Raw genomic sequence first — 13,894 nt, 5'->3', positions numbered from 1 at the left:
AGCGCGGTTAACTGCTTAAAAAGCGTGCATGATTGAAGCGAAAGTCACGCATCCGCTATCGGCACTCAGAATAAAACGGGATCGATGTCCAGCGCGCGTCAGGGCGTTAACCAGCCTGCTAACTGCGCATGCTGTAACAGCATCACGGTTTTGCCATCGCAGATACGTCCCTCTCTGACCATCGCCAGCGCCTCTGGAAAGCTTATCTCCAGCACCTCTATTGACTCATCTTCAACGCCGCCGCCCACATTGTCACGCAGCGATTCATTATATTCCGCGGCGAAAAAGTGGATCAGTTCGGTGACGCCACCCGGCGACATATAGCAGGCGTAAAGCTTTTCTACCTCGCCAACTGCGTAACCGGTCTCTTCAATCGCCTCTTTGCGAATGCAATCTTCCGGGGAGTCGTCGTCGAGCAACCCGGCACAGGCTTCGATGAGCATGCCGCTTTGGTTACCGTTAACATAGGTCGCGATACGGAACTGACGCGTCAGCACCACGCTGTTTTTTTCACGATTATACAGCAGGATTGTCGCCCCGTTCCCGCGATCGTAGACTTCGCGTTTATGGCGAATCACCCGCTCACGCGGGTCGGTGATGTCATAGGTGACGTTGCGTAGCACAAACCAGTTTTCAGACAGCAACTTATCTTTGATGATATTGATCTTAAACGACATGCTTGCTCCGCTACGGCATAAAGGGAGTCTGCCATCATAGGATGAAGCTGGCGGGAAAACTATCTGAATTCGCCCGTCGGGGTGGCTGGCCAACGGCAATAAAAAAGCCAGCACGCAGGCTGGCTTCTTCACCTCAGGCAGAGATTAACGCGGGTTTTCGCCAGCCAGCCGGACGGGCTTCGTCTCTTCTTCATGATGATCGTGTTCGGTTTCGGCGATAGCGCTGACGCGCTTACGGACGCCAAACCAGCCCAGCACCAGAATCACCGCGATCAGCGGAATTGAAGCGATGGTGTAGGTGCCGTTCGGGTAATCAAACGCCATCAGCACCAGCACGCTGAACAGGAACAGCAGCGTCAGCCAGGAGGTAAACGGCGCGCCTGGTAGCTTAAAGCTGACGTCATCCGCTTTACCTTCCTTGATCGCCTTACGCAGGCGCAGCTGGCAAACCACGATAAAGGCCCAGGAGGAGATAATGCCCAGTGATGCGACGTTCAGCACAATCTCAAACACCTGAGACGGCACATAGTAGTTCAGCACCACGCCAATGACATAGACGCCGATGGTGACCAGAATACCGGCATAAGGCACCTGCTGACCGTTCATCTTAGACATGAATTTTGGCGCCGAGCCGCCCATCGACATCGAACGCAGAATACGTCCGGTCGAGTAAAGACCCGAGTTAAGGCTGGAGAGCGCCGCGCTCAGCACCACGATATTCATGATGCTGCCAATATAAGGCACGCCCAGTTTTGAAAAGAAAGTGACAAACGGACTCTGCCCGGCCTGATACGCATTCCACGGCAGCAGCATCACCAGCAGCACCACCGAGCCGACATAGAACAGGCCGATACGCCAGATCACACTGTTGATCGCTTTTGGCAGCATGGTTTGCGGGTCTTTACACTCCCCTGCCGCCGTACCGACTAATTCAATCGAGGCGAAGGCGAAGACTACCCCCTGAATCAGTACCAGCGCTGGCAGCAAGCCATGCGGGAACAGACCGCCGTTATCACTGATCAGATGGAAACCGGTGCTGTTGCCATCCAGCGGTTTACCGGTGCCAAGAAACACCACGCCCACCACCAGAAACAGCACAATCGCCAGCACTTTGACCAGCGCGAACCAGAACTCCATTTCGGCGAACCATTTCACGCCGATCATGTTCATAGTGCCTACAATAGCCAGCGCGCCCAGCGCAAAAACCCACTGAGGGACATCGCCAAACGCGCCCCAGTAGTGCATGTAGAGCGCAACGGCGGTGATATCGACGATACCGGTCATCGCCCAGTTGACGAAATACATCCAGCCTGCGACGTATGACGCTTTTTCACCGAGGAACTCACGGGCATAAGAGACGAAGCTGCCGCTGCTGGGGCGATGTAATACCAGTTCGCCCAGTGCGCGAAGGATAAAGAAGGAGAAGATGCCACACACCAGGTAGATAATGGCCAGTGCCGGGCCGGCAGCCTGCAGGCGGCCACCCGCACCGAGAAACAGGCCGGTGCCAATGGCGCCGCCGATAGCGATCATCTGTACATGGCGATTGCCCATCGCCTTCTGGTAGCCGCTGTCGTGCGAATTCAGCCAGCGTCTTTTTGCAGCACGCATCTCAGCCGCAGATTTTTTATTCGTTTTCATAGCTTTCCTGTTTGTCCTGACCATCATTCGCAGTACATCCAAACGATTGCGTTATGCCATGCGAAATGGGTATTTTCCTCTGTGCGTCTGCCTGTGAGTTAGCGAAAGCAGCGCGGGAATTAACGGCGATGAATCCTACCCGTTCTGCAAGAACGAAGCAAAATATAGTGGGTTACTGCACAGGATGATTTGTAAGAATCGGTACTGATGCACAAAAACAAAAAAACCGGCCTCAGGCGGGCCGGTAAAAGCTACAGGGATGGAAACAGGGAGGGTGGGATTAGCGGTAGATCTCTGCGGTGCCGGTCCACAGGCTGGAGTCGCCTGGGTTATCAACACCAATTACGCGATAGTGGCTGGCGCCCATCTCTTCAGCCTTTTGCGACAGCTGTCGACTGGCATCATCCAGCGAGCCACGCACATTCGATACCGAAACGCTACCGATGCTCTGCATACTTTGCGCCTGTTCACGGTCAACTGGCTGCGCGGCGAAGGTCGAAAATGAGGCGGTGACTAACAGGGCACCAGCCAGAACTGCATTCAGTTTTTTCATCGGATGCTCCATAAATGTGATCAGCAACGTAGTTAATGACTGGATGAATTATTAACGCTGCAATGAAAGGCAACATGGGATCAATGTAAAGCTGGCTATTTTTTAACCACACTTATGCGCATCATCCTGGGAACGGTCAACTGCGGTCATTTTATGTACTCTCTGTAACGGGCTGTGAAATAAACAGCGTATTGGGACTTTGCGTAGCGTCGCGGCTCTCTTATAATCCCGCACTCCTTACAGGGCTATTTATGTGATTGTTAAACGTTCCGTTACCCACAGCATTGCACAGGCGCTAAGCGCCATCGTCCTGCTGTCACTGCTCACCACCGGTCTGGCGCTGATCACGCTTTTCAGCAGTCAGCGCGATGCCGAGGCGATCAATCTGGCTGGCTCGTTGCGGATGCAGAGTTACCGTATGGCCTGGGACGCCAGTAGTCAGCCGCAGCAACTGGCTCAGCATCTGGTGCTGTTCCAGCAAACGCTTGACGCGCCGGTACTGCAGAAGCTGGATCGCCCGTGGGTACCGCGAGAGGTGAAACTTCTCTATCAGCGGCTGCGTGCGGTCTGGCCGTCACTGCAGCAGCGTCTTGAACAGGGTGATGCTCTGGCTTATCAGCAACAGGTGCCGCTGTATGTCGGCGAGATTGACCGCTTCGTACTGGGGTTACAGCGCTATACCGAATTGAAAATGCATCTGGTGGCGGCGAGTAGCCTGGCGGGCGTGATTGCGATTGTCGCCCTGGCGCTGATGACGATTCGTTTCACCCGACACCAGGTGGTGCGCCCGCTTAACGCGCTGGTCACTGCCAGTCGCTATGTTGAGAGCGGCAATTTTAATTTTCCGCCGCTGCAGGTGGCGCAGCAGAACGAACTGAAGGTGCTGTCGCACACGTTCAGCGACATGGCGACACGTCTGCATTCGCACTATCAGTTACTGGAAAGTACGGTGCGCGCCAAAACCGAAGATCTGACCCAGGCGAACCGTACCCTGTCGCTACTGTATGACAGCTCGCAAATGCTGACCGCCAGCCCGCTGCATCCGGCGCTGTTTGAAGCGGTGCTGGACAACGTTCTGACCCGCGAGAAACTCACGGCGATTCGGCTCGACAGCGACCGGTTTCAGTTTCGCGCCGGTGAAGAGGATGCGGCAGCGGCCTGGCGACGGTTACCGCTGCAACAGGACGATCAGCAAACAGGTGAATTGCGCTGGCAGACGCACTCCCCTTCGCCGCCGGAGGAGTTGATGCGCAGCCTGGCCGCGATGCTGGGACGTGCTATCTGGATCTGGCAGGCGCAGAAGCAGTATCAGCAGATGCTGCTGATTGAGGAGCGCACGACCATTGCTCGCGAACTGCACGATTCGCTGGCGCAGTCGCTCTCATTTTTGCGCATACAGCTCACGCTGCTGCGGCGCACCGTCGATAAATCTGACCAGGCCGCACACGGCATCATCGCTGACTTTGACCAGGCGCTGGCAGATGCCTATCGCCAGTTACGTGAACTGCTGACCACCTTCCGCCTGACCATTGAACAGGCGGATCTGGTGGCGGCGATGCAGGCGATGATCGCTTCGCTGCAGGAACAGGTCGGTGCGAAGATTGATTTTAATTATCAGCCCGGGCTGGAAAGCCTGGAAGCACAGCAGCAGGTGCATGTGCTACAGATAGCGCGTGAAGCGTTGCTGAATGCGATTCGTCACGCCAGCGCACAACGTATTGCCATCGATTACCAGCGCACCGAACAAGGTGAGCACTTACTGACGATTACTGATGACGGCGTCGGCATCAGCAGCACCGACGAGCCGCCAGGCCACTATGGGCTGACCATCATGACAGAACGCGCGCAGCGATTAAGCGGCAATCTGAGCATCAGCGTCCAGCCCCGCGGTACGCAGGTGGCGCTGCGTTTCCACCACGTCCGACGCGTCAGTTCGAATAACGTTCTGAAACGCATAAACGCTCTAGACGTGCTATTGCCAGACACCTTCTGGCAACTGGCGTACGGCAAAGCCACTACGGTGCAGCATCCCGCGTCAGCCGCAGCACGCATAACCGCCTGATACGATCGGGAAAAGGATAAGAACATGCAACAGCCCGTATTAACGTTGATGATTGTTGATGACCATCCGCTGATGCGCCAGGGTATCCGACAGCTGCTGGCGCTGGATCCCCGACTGGTGGTGATCGCAGAAGCTAACAACGGTACTGAAGCGCTGGCAGAAGCGCGCCGGCAGGAGCCGGACGTGATTCTGCTCGACCTGAATATGAAAGGCATGTCGGGACTGGATACGCTTAAAGCACTGCGTCATGAAGGTATCGGGTCGCGCATTCTGGTGCTGACCGTCTCCGACGCCCAGAGCGATATTTTCACCATGGTGGATGCCGGTGCCGATGGCTATCTGCTGAAAGACAGCGAGCCGGAGATCCTGCTGGCGCAGATCCTGCAGGCCTCGCAGGGCGAGAAAGTCTTCAGCGAAAACGTTGCTTGTTATCTGGCTAATCGTCAGCACAGCGCCGATCCGTTACGCCAGCTGACTGAACGTGAGCGTGACGTGCTACAGGAGGTTGCGCGCGGTCTGTCGAACAAAGAGATTGCCGCCATTTTGCATATTTCTGAAGAGACGGTAAAAGTGCATATCCGCAATCTGTTGCGTAAACTGGATGTGCGCTCACGCGTTGCCGCCACGGTACTCTGGCTTGAAAGCCGCCATCGTTAAATAATCGGGGAATTTACACTTTCTCCACAATTTCTCCACGTTTTCCTGATTGACCGCACGTAGAGTAAGTGACGGCGGGAAATCGTGGCGAAGATCATCCGGTTGCTCTGCCGGTGCACCCTTTCCTGGGCTCTCATTCCTGATAAAAAAGCACTGAGGAGTGTCGATTTAATGTCGAATTTCTTTATCGACCGACCCATCTTTGCCTGGGTTCTGGCGATTTTGTTGTGTCTTTGCGGCACCCTTTCCATCATTTCGCTGCCTATTGAACAGTATCCCGATCTGGCTCCGCCAAACGTTCGCATTACGGCTAACTATCCTGGCGCCTCGGCGGAGACGCTGGAGAACACCGTAACCCAGGTGATCGAGCAGAACATGACCGGCATCGATAACCTGATGTACATGTCATCCAACAGCAGTAACACCGGCCAGGCGCAGATCACGCTTACCTTTACCGCCGGTACCGATCCGGATGAGGCGCGCCAGCAGGTTCAAAACCAGTTGCAGTCCGCGCTGCGCAAATTACCGCAGGCGGTGCAGTCGCAGGGTGTGACGGTCAATAAAACCGGGGACAGCAATATCCTGATGGTGGCGTTTGTTTCCACCGACGGCAGCATGGATAAGCAGGATATTGCAGACTATGTCGCCAGTAACATTCAGGACCCACTAAGCCGCATCGATGGTGTCGGACAGGTTGACGCTTACGGCTCGCAGTATGCGATGCGTATCTGGCTCGATCCCAACAAACTTATCGCCTACGCCCTGACCACCGATGATGTGGTCAGCGCAATCGAGTCGCAGAATGCCCAGGTCGCCGTCGGTCAGGTGGGCGGCCTGCCGTCGGTCGCGAAACAGGCGCTTAACGCCACGGTGAATGCTCAGTCGATGCTGCAGACGCCGGAACAGTTCCGGGCGATTACCCTGAAAAACAATCCGGATGGTTCAGTAGTGACGCTGGGCGACGTCGCCAGCGTGGCACTGGGTGCAGAAAAATATGATTACCTCAGCCGCTACAACGGCCAGCCCGCTTCCGGACTGGGGGTGAAGCTGGCCTCTGGCGCCAATGAGATGAATACCGACAAACTGGTGCGGGCGCGTATTGAAGAGCTATCGCACTATTTTCCGCACGGGCTGGAAGCGAAAATCGCCTATGAAACCTCGCCGTTCGTCAAAGCCTCCATCACCGATGTGGTGAAGACGCTGCTGGAGGCGATTGTGCTGGTGTTTGGCGTGATGTATCTGTTTATGCAGAACTTCCGCGCCACCCTGATCCCGACTATCGCGGTGCCGGTGGTGCTGATGGGCACCTTCAGCGTGCTCTACGCCTGCGGTTTCAGTATCAATACCCTGACGATGTTCGCCATGGTGCTGGCGATCGGGTTACTGGTGGATGATGCCATCGTGGTGGTGGAAAACGTTGAACGCCTGATGAGCGAAGAGGGATTGTCGCCGCGCGCCGCAACACGTAAGTCGATGGGCCAGATTCAGGGCGCACTGGTCGGTATTGCGCTGGTGCTCTCCGCGGTATTTGTGCCGATGGCCTTTTTTGGCGGCACGGTTGGGGCCATTTATCGTCAGTTCTCGATCACCATTGTCTCGGCGATGGTGTTGTCGGTGCTGGTGGCAATGATTCTAACGCCCGCACTGTGTGCCACGCTGCTCAAGCCGATGAAGCCCGGCGAGTCACAGGGTCGTCGCGGCTTTTTCGGCTGGTTTAATCGTCACTTCAATAAAAATGCTGACCGTTACCAGCACGGCGTAGCGGGCATTCTGCGTAAGGGCGGCCGCTGGCTGCTGCTTTATCTGGCGCTTATCGGCCTGATGGCCTTCCTGTTTCTGCGTCTGCCGACCTCGTTCCTGCCGCTGGAAGATCGCGGCGTGTTCCTGACCCAGGTCCAGTTGCCAGCAGGCGCTACCCTGGAGCAAACCGCCGCCGTGGTGGCAAAAGTGGAGCAGTACTATCTGACCGAAGAAAAAGCCAATGTACTGTCGGTATTCTCGACCATCGGCGCAGGTCCTGGCGGTAACGGCCAGAACGTGGCGCGCCTGTTTGTACGCCTGAAAAACTGGGAAGATCGCCCCGGCACCGATCGCACTTCATTCGCGATTATCGATCGCGCCACAAAAGCCTTTCAGAAGATCAAAGAGGGCCGGGTGATCGCCAGCAGTCCGCCGGCAATCACCGGTATGGGAAGCTCTTCCGGCTTTGACCTGCAGCTGCAGGATCACGCCGGGATCGGGCATACGCAGCTCATGGCGATGCGCGATAAGCTGCTGGAGATGGCCGCCAGTGATACGTCGCTGTCACGCGTGCGGCACAACGGACTCGATGACAGCCCGCAGCTGCAGATTGATGTTGATGATCGCAAAGCGCAGGCGCTGGGCGTCTCACTCGATACCATCAACGACACCCTGACCACCGCCTGGGGCTCAAGCTATGTGAATGATTTCCTCGATCGCGGTCGGGTGAAAAAGGTCTACGTCCAGGCGGCGGCCGAATTCCGTATGCTGCCGGACGACATTAATAAGTGGTACGTGCGCAACAGCAGCGGCGGCATGGTGCCCTTCTCCGCTTTCGCCACCAGCCACTGGGAGACCGGTTCTCCGCGGCTTGAACGCTATAACGGTTATTCATCGCTGGAGATTGTGGGTGAAGCCGCTAATGGCGTCAGCAGCGGCACCGCGATGGATGAGATGGAAAAACTGGTCAACGCCCTGCCGCTGGGCGTCGGGTTCCAGTGGAGCGGCGCCTCTTATCAGGAGCGACTGTCCGGCTCGCAGGCCCCGGCGCTGTATGCGATTTCGCTGCTGGTGGTCTTCCTTTGTCTTGCCGCACTCTATGAGAGCTGGTCGATCCCGTTCTCCGTGATGCTGGTGGTGCCGCTGGGCGTGGTCGGGGCGCTGATCGCCACCTGGCTGCGCGGGCTGGAGAACGATGTCTACTTCCAGGTTGGGTTGCTGACGGTGGTGGGACTCTCCGCTAAGAACGCCATACTGATCGTCGAGTTTGCCAATGAGATCAACAGCAAAGGTGGGGAACTGGTGGCCGCGACGCTGGAGGCCTCACGCCAGCGCCTGCGACCCATTCTGATGACCTCGCTGGCGTTTATTTTTGGCGTTCTGCCGATGGCGATCAGCAGCGGAGCCGGTTCCGGCAGCCAGCATGCCGTGGGTACCGGCGTGATGGGCGGCATGATCTCCGCCACACTGCTGGCGATCTTCTTTGTGCCGCTGTTCTTTGTGCTGGTCCGCCGTCGCTTTCCGCTGAAAGAGAAGCCACACGATTAAGCCGTTCGGCCCGCAACCGGGTGAGCAAGGCCAGAAATAAAAAGCGGCCACTGATGTCAGTGACCGCCTTATTTCTGTGTGTGGTAAGAATTGCAGCAAGAGGGGGAATCGCCCTGCTTGTCTCTTAACGTGTTACTTGTTGCGTAACATCGCTTCGATAAATTCTTTCCAGTTCCCCATTTCAGTGTCAATCATAAAACCCTCTCTTATTGTGCTGGCAATATTACGCGCTTTTTTTCATCAGGTGAATACGTTTACACCTGTTATCACTATCGGCAGCGGTAAATAAAACCTGAGTTTTATCTGATTTGGTAGCTGACGCACATTTCAGCAACTGCTTAACCCGACTGGAAATATTTTTAAATAAACCCAACGGTAGACTATTTTTAAAACATGGCGAAATTCTTAATTCCCCAATGATAAGCCAGGGAATGATTACCGCTGAAATTGATAACGGTTACCCGGGGGCAAACGAACCGCAACTGAAAGCGTTAATCGGCAGGTCAGGCCTGGCTGGTGAGATGCCGCAACGGATCGCACTATGCTAAACTCGCGCTTTGGCTGCTATTTTCAGCTTCCACTTTCACAGGATAATAAGGATCAGGCGATGAGCGCGCAGTGGGTGATGTTCGGGATTAAAAATTGCGACACGATAAAAAAAGCCCGTGGCTTTTTAACGGCGGCTGGCATCGACTATCGGTTTCATGACTACCGTGCTGATGGCCTGAGTGACGCGATGCTGCAGGAATTTATTGATGCGCTGGGTTATACCACGCTGCTCAATACCCGCGGCACCACCTGGCGCAAACTGCCCGAGGCGGAGCGCGAAGCCGTCACCGATGCCGACAGCGCCAAAGCCCTGATGCTGGCCCAGCCTGCCATGATTAAACGCCCGCTGTTACGCACTCCGGATGGCACTTTGCTTGCCGGCTTTAGTGAGACGAGTTATCAGAATGCTATCCAGGAGAAGTAATATGTTTTGCCCGGTCATTGAGCTGACGCAACAGCTTATTCGTCGCCCCTCTCTCAGTCCCGATGATGCCGGCTGTCAGGCGCTGCTGATTGCCCGCCTGCAGGCAATTGGTTTTCACATCGAGACCATGAACATTGGGGACACCCTTAATTTCTGGGCGACCCGGGGTGAAGGCGAAACGCTGGCCTTTGCCGGTCACACTGATGTCGTCCCGTCGGGCGATGTCAGCCGCTGGATCAATCCGCCTTTTGAGCCCACCATCCGTGACGGTATGCTGTTTGGCCGTGGCGCGGCCGATATGAAGGGCTCGCTGGCGGCGATGGTGGTGGCGGCGGAACGTTTTGTCGCCGTCCATCCGCACCATAAAGGGCGGCTGGCGTTTATGATTACCTCAGACGAAGAGGCCAGCGGTGCCAACGGGACCGTGAAGGTGGTTGAACGCCTGATGGCACGCCAGGAGCGGCTTGATTACTGCCTGGTGGGCGAACCCTCAAGTACCGAAGTGGTCGGTGACGTGGTGAAGAATGGCCGACGCGGCTCGATCACCGCCAATCTGACCATTCACGGCGTGCAGGGTCACGTCGCCTATCCGCATCTGGCGGATAACCCGGTGCATCGGGCGATGCCAGCGCTGAATGAACTGGTGGCGGTTGAATGGGATCAGGGCAATGCGTTCTTTCCTGCGACCAGTATGCAGATAGCCAACATACAGGCGGGAACCGGCAGCAATAATGTCATCCCCGGCGAGCTATTCGTGCAATTTAACTTCCGCTTCAGCACTGAGCTGACCGACGCGATGATCCGTCAGCGGGTCGCAGATCTGCTGGATCGTCATCAGTTGCGCTACACCATTGAGTGGAAACTCTCGGGTCAGCCGTTCCTGACCGAACGCGGTAAGCTGGTGGATGCCGTCGTAAGAGCGGTGGCGCACTATAATGAAATTAAGCCGCAGCTGCTGACAACCGGCGGCACCTCTGATGGCCGTTTTATCGCCCGCATGGGTGCGCAGGTGGTGGAACTGGGTCCGGTGAACGCCACCATTCATAAAATCAATGAGTGTGTGAAAGCCTCCGACCTGCAGATGCTGAGCCGTATGTATCAACGCATCATGGAACAACTGATCGCCTGAGTGCGATGTTAAGGAGCGGGAAATGGAGTTTATTAAAGATTACTGGTGGATCCTGGTGATCCTGCTGATGGTTGGCGTGCTGATGAATGTGTATAAAGATCTGAAACGCATCGATCACAAAAAATTTATGGATAACAAACCTGACCTGCCGCCGCATCGTGATTTTAACGATAAATGGGACGATGACGACGACTGGCCGAAGAAGAAGTAATGCCGGATGCCCTCGCTGAGCGAGGGCATTTTTACATCATCACGATGACATCGTCATCACCAGGCTTCGCCCCGCTTAACGCCTCGTCAAAGTAACGTTTCGGCACCGTATAACGCAGATGATTCAGCGCCAGCGCCATGCTGCGGTGGTCAATGGCATGGGCCAGATCGTCGACGATATCCAGCGTTACATCACCACCTAACGCCGTCAGACGCTGTTCCGCCAGCTGCGCATGATGCAGCGGGATCTGCTCATCATAATCCCCGTGAATCAGATGCACCGTGGTGCGGGTGCTGGCTTTCTCGGGCAGCGTAACGAAACGGCCATTAAACACTACCGCACGTCCCGCCAAATCGGCATGCGCTTTTACCCCTTCCAGCACCATGCTGCCGCCCTGAGAAAAGCCGATCAGCGCTGTGGCTTCTGCCCGGACACCGCTCTGCTGCTGCCAGTGACGGACTGACTCAACAAACTGCGGCATCGCGGCGTCAACCCGCTGCTGAACCGTCTGGTCATGTAAATCCGCTTCGGTAAACCACTGGCGGCCTGCAGCGGGCGACCCGACCGATACCACCAGCGCCTCCGGAAAGGTGCGGGCAAACCAGCTGCCGATCTCGCCCATTGAATCCGGATTGTCGCCCACGCCGTGATAAAGCAGAAACAGCTGGGCCGCCGTGGCGGGCTGTTGAACGATTACATATTTCAGTGTCATGTTGACCTCCTGTTTTCACTCTACGCCGCCGGGCGCGAAATGATATGAGGAATATTTGAACCCGCCGGTCGAATTATTTCAACGACTGACGCAGAACATCTGCATCAATGCCCGGCAGGGTTTCAAGCGCGGTGGCGGTCTGCTGACGCAGCGCAGTAATCAACGCTTTACGTCCACTCAGTCCCGCCTGTCGGGCCAGCGTGCTGAGCGAATCCGGCGCGGCAATCGCAGCTTCCAGCAGCGGTAACGGCTGCAGCGTGATACCAGTCAGCCGCTGCAACACCGGCAAACTGGCCTCCAGCGGCCGTTGTGCCCAGGCAAAACCGGCGGCCAGCCAGGTATCCTGATCGCTAAAACCCGCGTCACGACACTCCACAAGGCCTGCCGGAAGCGCGACAGGCTGATGTAAAAGCGGCCAGTCGCGTGCCAGTTGTTGTGCCGCGCGTTGCTGCAACGCCTCTCCGGCAGCTGAACAGGCCAGCATCGCCATCGCGGCGTAACACCCGCTGCTCGCCTCGCGCTGACTGCCGATTCGCACCAGGATAAAACCACAGGCGCGCCAGAAGGCCCAAAGAGACTCAGTGTAGCCGAAGCTGACGGAAAGATAGTCGTAATCAGCGGCAGCGTGACGGGCTGCGTCCACCAGCTGCTGGCCGATTCCATAGCGACGGCTTTCCGCCGCCACGGCAACACGGCTGATGCGCAGTGAGCGTAACGTTGCGGCCTCTGTCAATCCTGCATGTGCCGCCAGCGACTGAGCGACCAGGTTACCGCGTGGCCGACGTGTGCCAGCCCACACCGCCTGCGCCAGCGTCGGATCCAGCCCCCCCTCTTCCACCAGCCACAACGCGCCCTGCAACGCCGCTGTCTCGCCAGCCAGCCACAGCTGCATACCCGGCGCATCCAGCAGCCGACGTAAATCCAGCGGTGAGGTACGGTAATGCGCGCTGGTCAGCAGGCGATAAGCCGCCTGCAACGCCGGAAAATCGTCGCGGGAAACAGGATGCGGGATCGCTGGGGAGGTGGGCGTGACGACGGGGGCATCATCAAACAACAGTGTCTGGTTGAGCCAGCGCTCCAGCGGATCGTGGCGCGACCAGCGCAGTGGCTCATCGAGAGTAAAATAGCGCACCTGCGGCAGTGCGGCGCAAAACTTGAGGATAAAGCCGCGCCCGCTACCTTCGTAACCTTGTACGGTGGTGGTGAGTAACACCCGGGGAAAACGGCTGACCAGCGCCTGTAATAGCGGCGCGGGAATCGCCGCCGCTTCATCAATAATCAGCCACTCTGCGGCAGGCGGCGGCTCCAGAGCCAGCAGCGCGTCCGGTGCCATAAAATGAAATTGATCGCCAGCAAACGTCGCCAGTACCGCCGTTGAAGCTCTGGCCGGTGCGGTCACCAGCGCGTGACCATTGTGACGTGCCAGCATCCCCGCCAGCGCCGACTTTCCGCGGCCACGAGCGGCGGTCAGGACTGCCACGCCAGACGGCATTGCCAGCCACTGTTCCAGTACTGCCTGCTGCTGCTGCGGTGCCTGGCACTGCCAGCGTGGCCTGTCAGACAGCGCCGGCAAACGACACGGCTGATGCTGCCGCTCCAGCAGCACTTCGGCATCGGTCAGAATCTGCTGTTGCAGGTGGTAAACAAAGCGTGGCGTGGCGATGGGCTCGGCGACATCCGCCCAGCGCAGGCTATCGCCATCCGGCTGGTGCGGCCAGCGGTCCCACGGCGGGACCAGCAGCAGCAGCCAGCTACCGGCGGTTAAGGTGCCAGCCAGTGCGGCGAAGGCATCGGCGTGAAAGCCTTCGCGGGCATCAAAAATAGCATGATGAAATTCGCGTCCCAGCAGAGTACGCACTGCACCCGGCGCGCAGTGCGCACCGGGAAACAGCGCGCTGTGGGCTAGCGTCAGCCAGTCACCCGCCAGCGCATCACGCCACACGGCCGCCCGTGCCAGGCACCAGGCCGGATCGCCGCTGATGACCGCCAGC

Annotated in this window: 12 protein-coding genes; 6 read left to right on the top strand and 6 right to left on the bottom strand. The window is 57.2% G+C overall.

Annotated elements, in window-relative coordinates:
* Nucleotides 1-98 precede the first annotated feature (98 nt).
* The 3 genes from nudK to HA41_RS13200 form a co-directional block, all read right to left on the bottom strand.
* On the bottom strand, nt 99-677 hold the full coding sequence (nudK, locus tag HA41_RS13210; RefSeq protein ID WP_094121175.1) for a GDP-mannose pyrophosphatase NudK: 579 nt from the start codon (nt 675-677) through the stop codon (nt 99-101).
* Between the two features lie 144 nt (nt 678-821).
* Nucleotides 822-2,318 carry an L-asparagine permease gene (gene ansP / locus HA41_RS13205; RefSeq protein WP_094121174.1) on the bottom strand — a complete coding sequence of 499 codons (1,497 nt, stop codon included), beginning with the start codon at nt 2,316-2,318 and terminating at the stop codon, nt 822-824.
* A 280-nt stretch (nt 2,319-2,598) separates the two neighbouring features.
* Nucleotides 2,599-2,871, bottom strand: a complete 273-nt coding sequence (locus HA41_RS13200) for a YdgH/BhsA/McbA-like domain containing protein (protein WP_094121173.1) — start codon at nt 2,869-2,871, stop codon at nt 2,599-2,601.
* Between the two features lie 253 nt (nt 2,872-3,124).
* Here HA41_RS13200 and narQ point away from each other — a divergent pair, with 253 nt between their 5' ends.
* From narQ to acrD, 3 genes are all read left to right on the top strand, one after another.
* Nucleotides 3,125-4,933: a nitrate/nitrite two-component system sensor histidine kinase NarQ gene (gene narQ / locus HA41_RS13195; protein ID WP_094121172.1), complete on the top strand. Its 1,809-nt coding sequence runs from the start codon at nt 3,125-3,127 to the stop codon at nt 4,931-4,933.
* 24 nt (nt 4,934-4,957) lie between these two features.
* Complete coding sequence (locus tag HA41_RS13190) at nt 4,958-5,590, top strand: response regulator (protein WP_094121171.1); 633 nt, start codon at nt 4,958-4,960, stop codon at nt 5,588-5,590.
* A gap of 171 nt (nt 5,591-5,761) precedes the next feature.
* Entirely contained in the window at nt 5,762-8,878 is a 3,117-nt protein-coding gene (gene acrD / locus HA41_RS13185) for a multidrug efflux RND transporter permease AcrD (protein ID WP_094121170.1), read from the top strand.
* A 132-nt stretch (nt 8,879-9,010) separates the two neighbouring features.
* Here acrD and ypfM read toward each other — a convergent pair whose 3' ends face one another.
* Nucleotides 9,011-9,073: a protein YpfM gene (gene ypfM, locus HA41_RS21705; protein ID WP_139015967.1), complete on the bottom strand. Its 63-nt coding sequence runs from the start codon at nt 9,071-9,073 to the stop codon at nt 9,011-9,013.
* A gap of 412 nt (nt 9,074-9,485) precedes the next feature.
* Here ypfM and HA41_RS13180 point away from each other — a divergent pair, with 412 nt between their 5' ends.
* Genes HA41_RS13180 through HA41_RS13170 form a run of 3 tightly spaced genes read left to right on the top strand, consistent with a single transcriptional unit; the run spans nt 9,486 to nt 11,191 of the window.
* On the top strand, nt 9,486-9,851 hold the full coding sequence (locus tag HA41_RS13180; RefSeq protein WP_094121199.1) for an ArsC family reductase: 366 nt from the start codon (nt 9,486-9,488) through the stop codon (nt 9,849-9,851).
* Nucleotide 9,852: 1 nt separating this feature from the next.
* Nucleotides 9,853-10,980 carry a succinyl-diaminopimelate desuccinylase gene (gene dapE, locus HA41_RS13175; protein ID WP_094121169.1) on the top strand — a complete coding sequence of 376 codons (1,128 nt, stop codon included), beginning with the start codon at nt 9,853-9,855 and terminating at the stop codon, nt 10,978-10,980.
* 22 nt (nt 10,981-11,002) lie between these two features.
* Entirely contained in the window at nt 11,003-11,191 is a 189-nt protein-coding gene (locus HA41_RS13170; RefSeq protein WP_031375834.1) for a YpfN family protein, read from the top strand.
* A gap of 31 nt (nt 11,192-11,222) precedes the next feature.
* On the opposite strand, the gene ypfH is transcribed toward HA41_RS13170, so the two are convergent.
* Entirely contained in the window at nt 11,223-11,903 is a 681-nt protein-coding gene (gene ypfH / locus HA41_RS13165) for an esterase (protein ID WP_094121168.1), read from the bottom strand.
* A gap of 73 nt (nt 11,904-11,976) precedes the next feature.
* A complete protein-coding gene (locus tag HA41_RS13160) occupies nt 11,977-13,893 on the bottom strand; it encodes a tRNA(Met) cytidine acetyltransferase TmcA (protein WP_094121167.1) in 1,917 nt (638 codons plus the stop codon).
* Nucleotide 13,894: the final 1 nt, after the last annotated feature.

Source organism: Pantoea conspicua (assembly GCF_002095315.1).
Taxonomy (GTDB): Bacteria; Pseudomonadota; Gammaproteobacteria; order Enterobacterales; family Enterobacteriaceae; genus Pantoea; species Pantoea conspicua.
The sequence above is the reverse complement of the archived record's forward strand: the minus strand, read 5'-3'. Positions and strand labels throughout refer to the sequence as shown.

What these genes read in the sequence shown, in the direction of transcription:
- nudK (WP_094121175.1), bottom strand. Translation starts at nt 677, where the DNA reads ATGTCGTTTAAGATCAATATCATCAAAGATAAGTTGCTGTCTGAAAAC.
- ansP (WP_094121174.1), bottom strand. Translation starts at nt 2,318, where the DNA reads ATGAAAACGAATAAAAAATCTGCGGCTGAGATGCGTGCTGCAAAAAGA.
- HA41_RS13200 (WP_094121173.1), bottom strand. Translation starts at nt 2,871, where the DNA reads ATGAAAAAACTGAATGCAGTTCTGGCTGGTGCCCTGTTAGTCACCGCC.
- HA41_RS13190 (WP_094121171.1), top strand. Translation starts at nt 4,958, where the DNA reads ATGCAACAGCCCGTATTAACGTTGATGATTGTTGATGACCATCCGCTG.
- acrD (WP_094121170.1), top strand. Translation starts at nt 5,762, where the DNA reads ATGTCGAATTTCTTTATCGACCGACCCATCTTTGCCTGGGTTCTGGCG.
- HA41_RS13180 (WP_094121199.1), top strand. Translation starts at nt 9,486, where the DNA reads ATGAGCGCGCAGTGGGTGATGTTCGGGATTAAAAATTGCGACACGATA.
- dapE (WP_094121169.1), top strand. Translation starts at nt 9,853, where the DNA reads ATGTTTTGCCCGGTCATTGAGCTGACGCAACAGCTTATTCGTCGCCCC.
- HA41_RS13170 (WP_031375834.1), top strand. Translation starts at nt 11,003, where the DNA reads ATGGAGTTTATTAAAGATTACTGGTGGATCCTGGTGATCCTGCTGATG.
- ypfH (WP_094121168.1), bottom strand. Translation starts at nt 11,903, where the DNA reads ATGACACTGAAATATGTAATCGTTCAACAGCCCGCCACGGCGGCCCAG.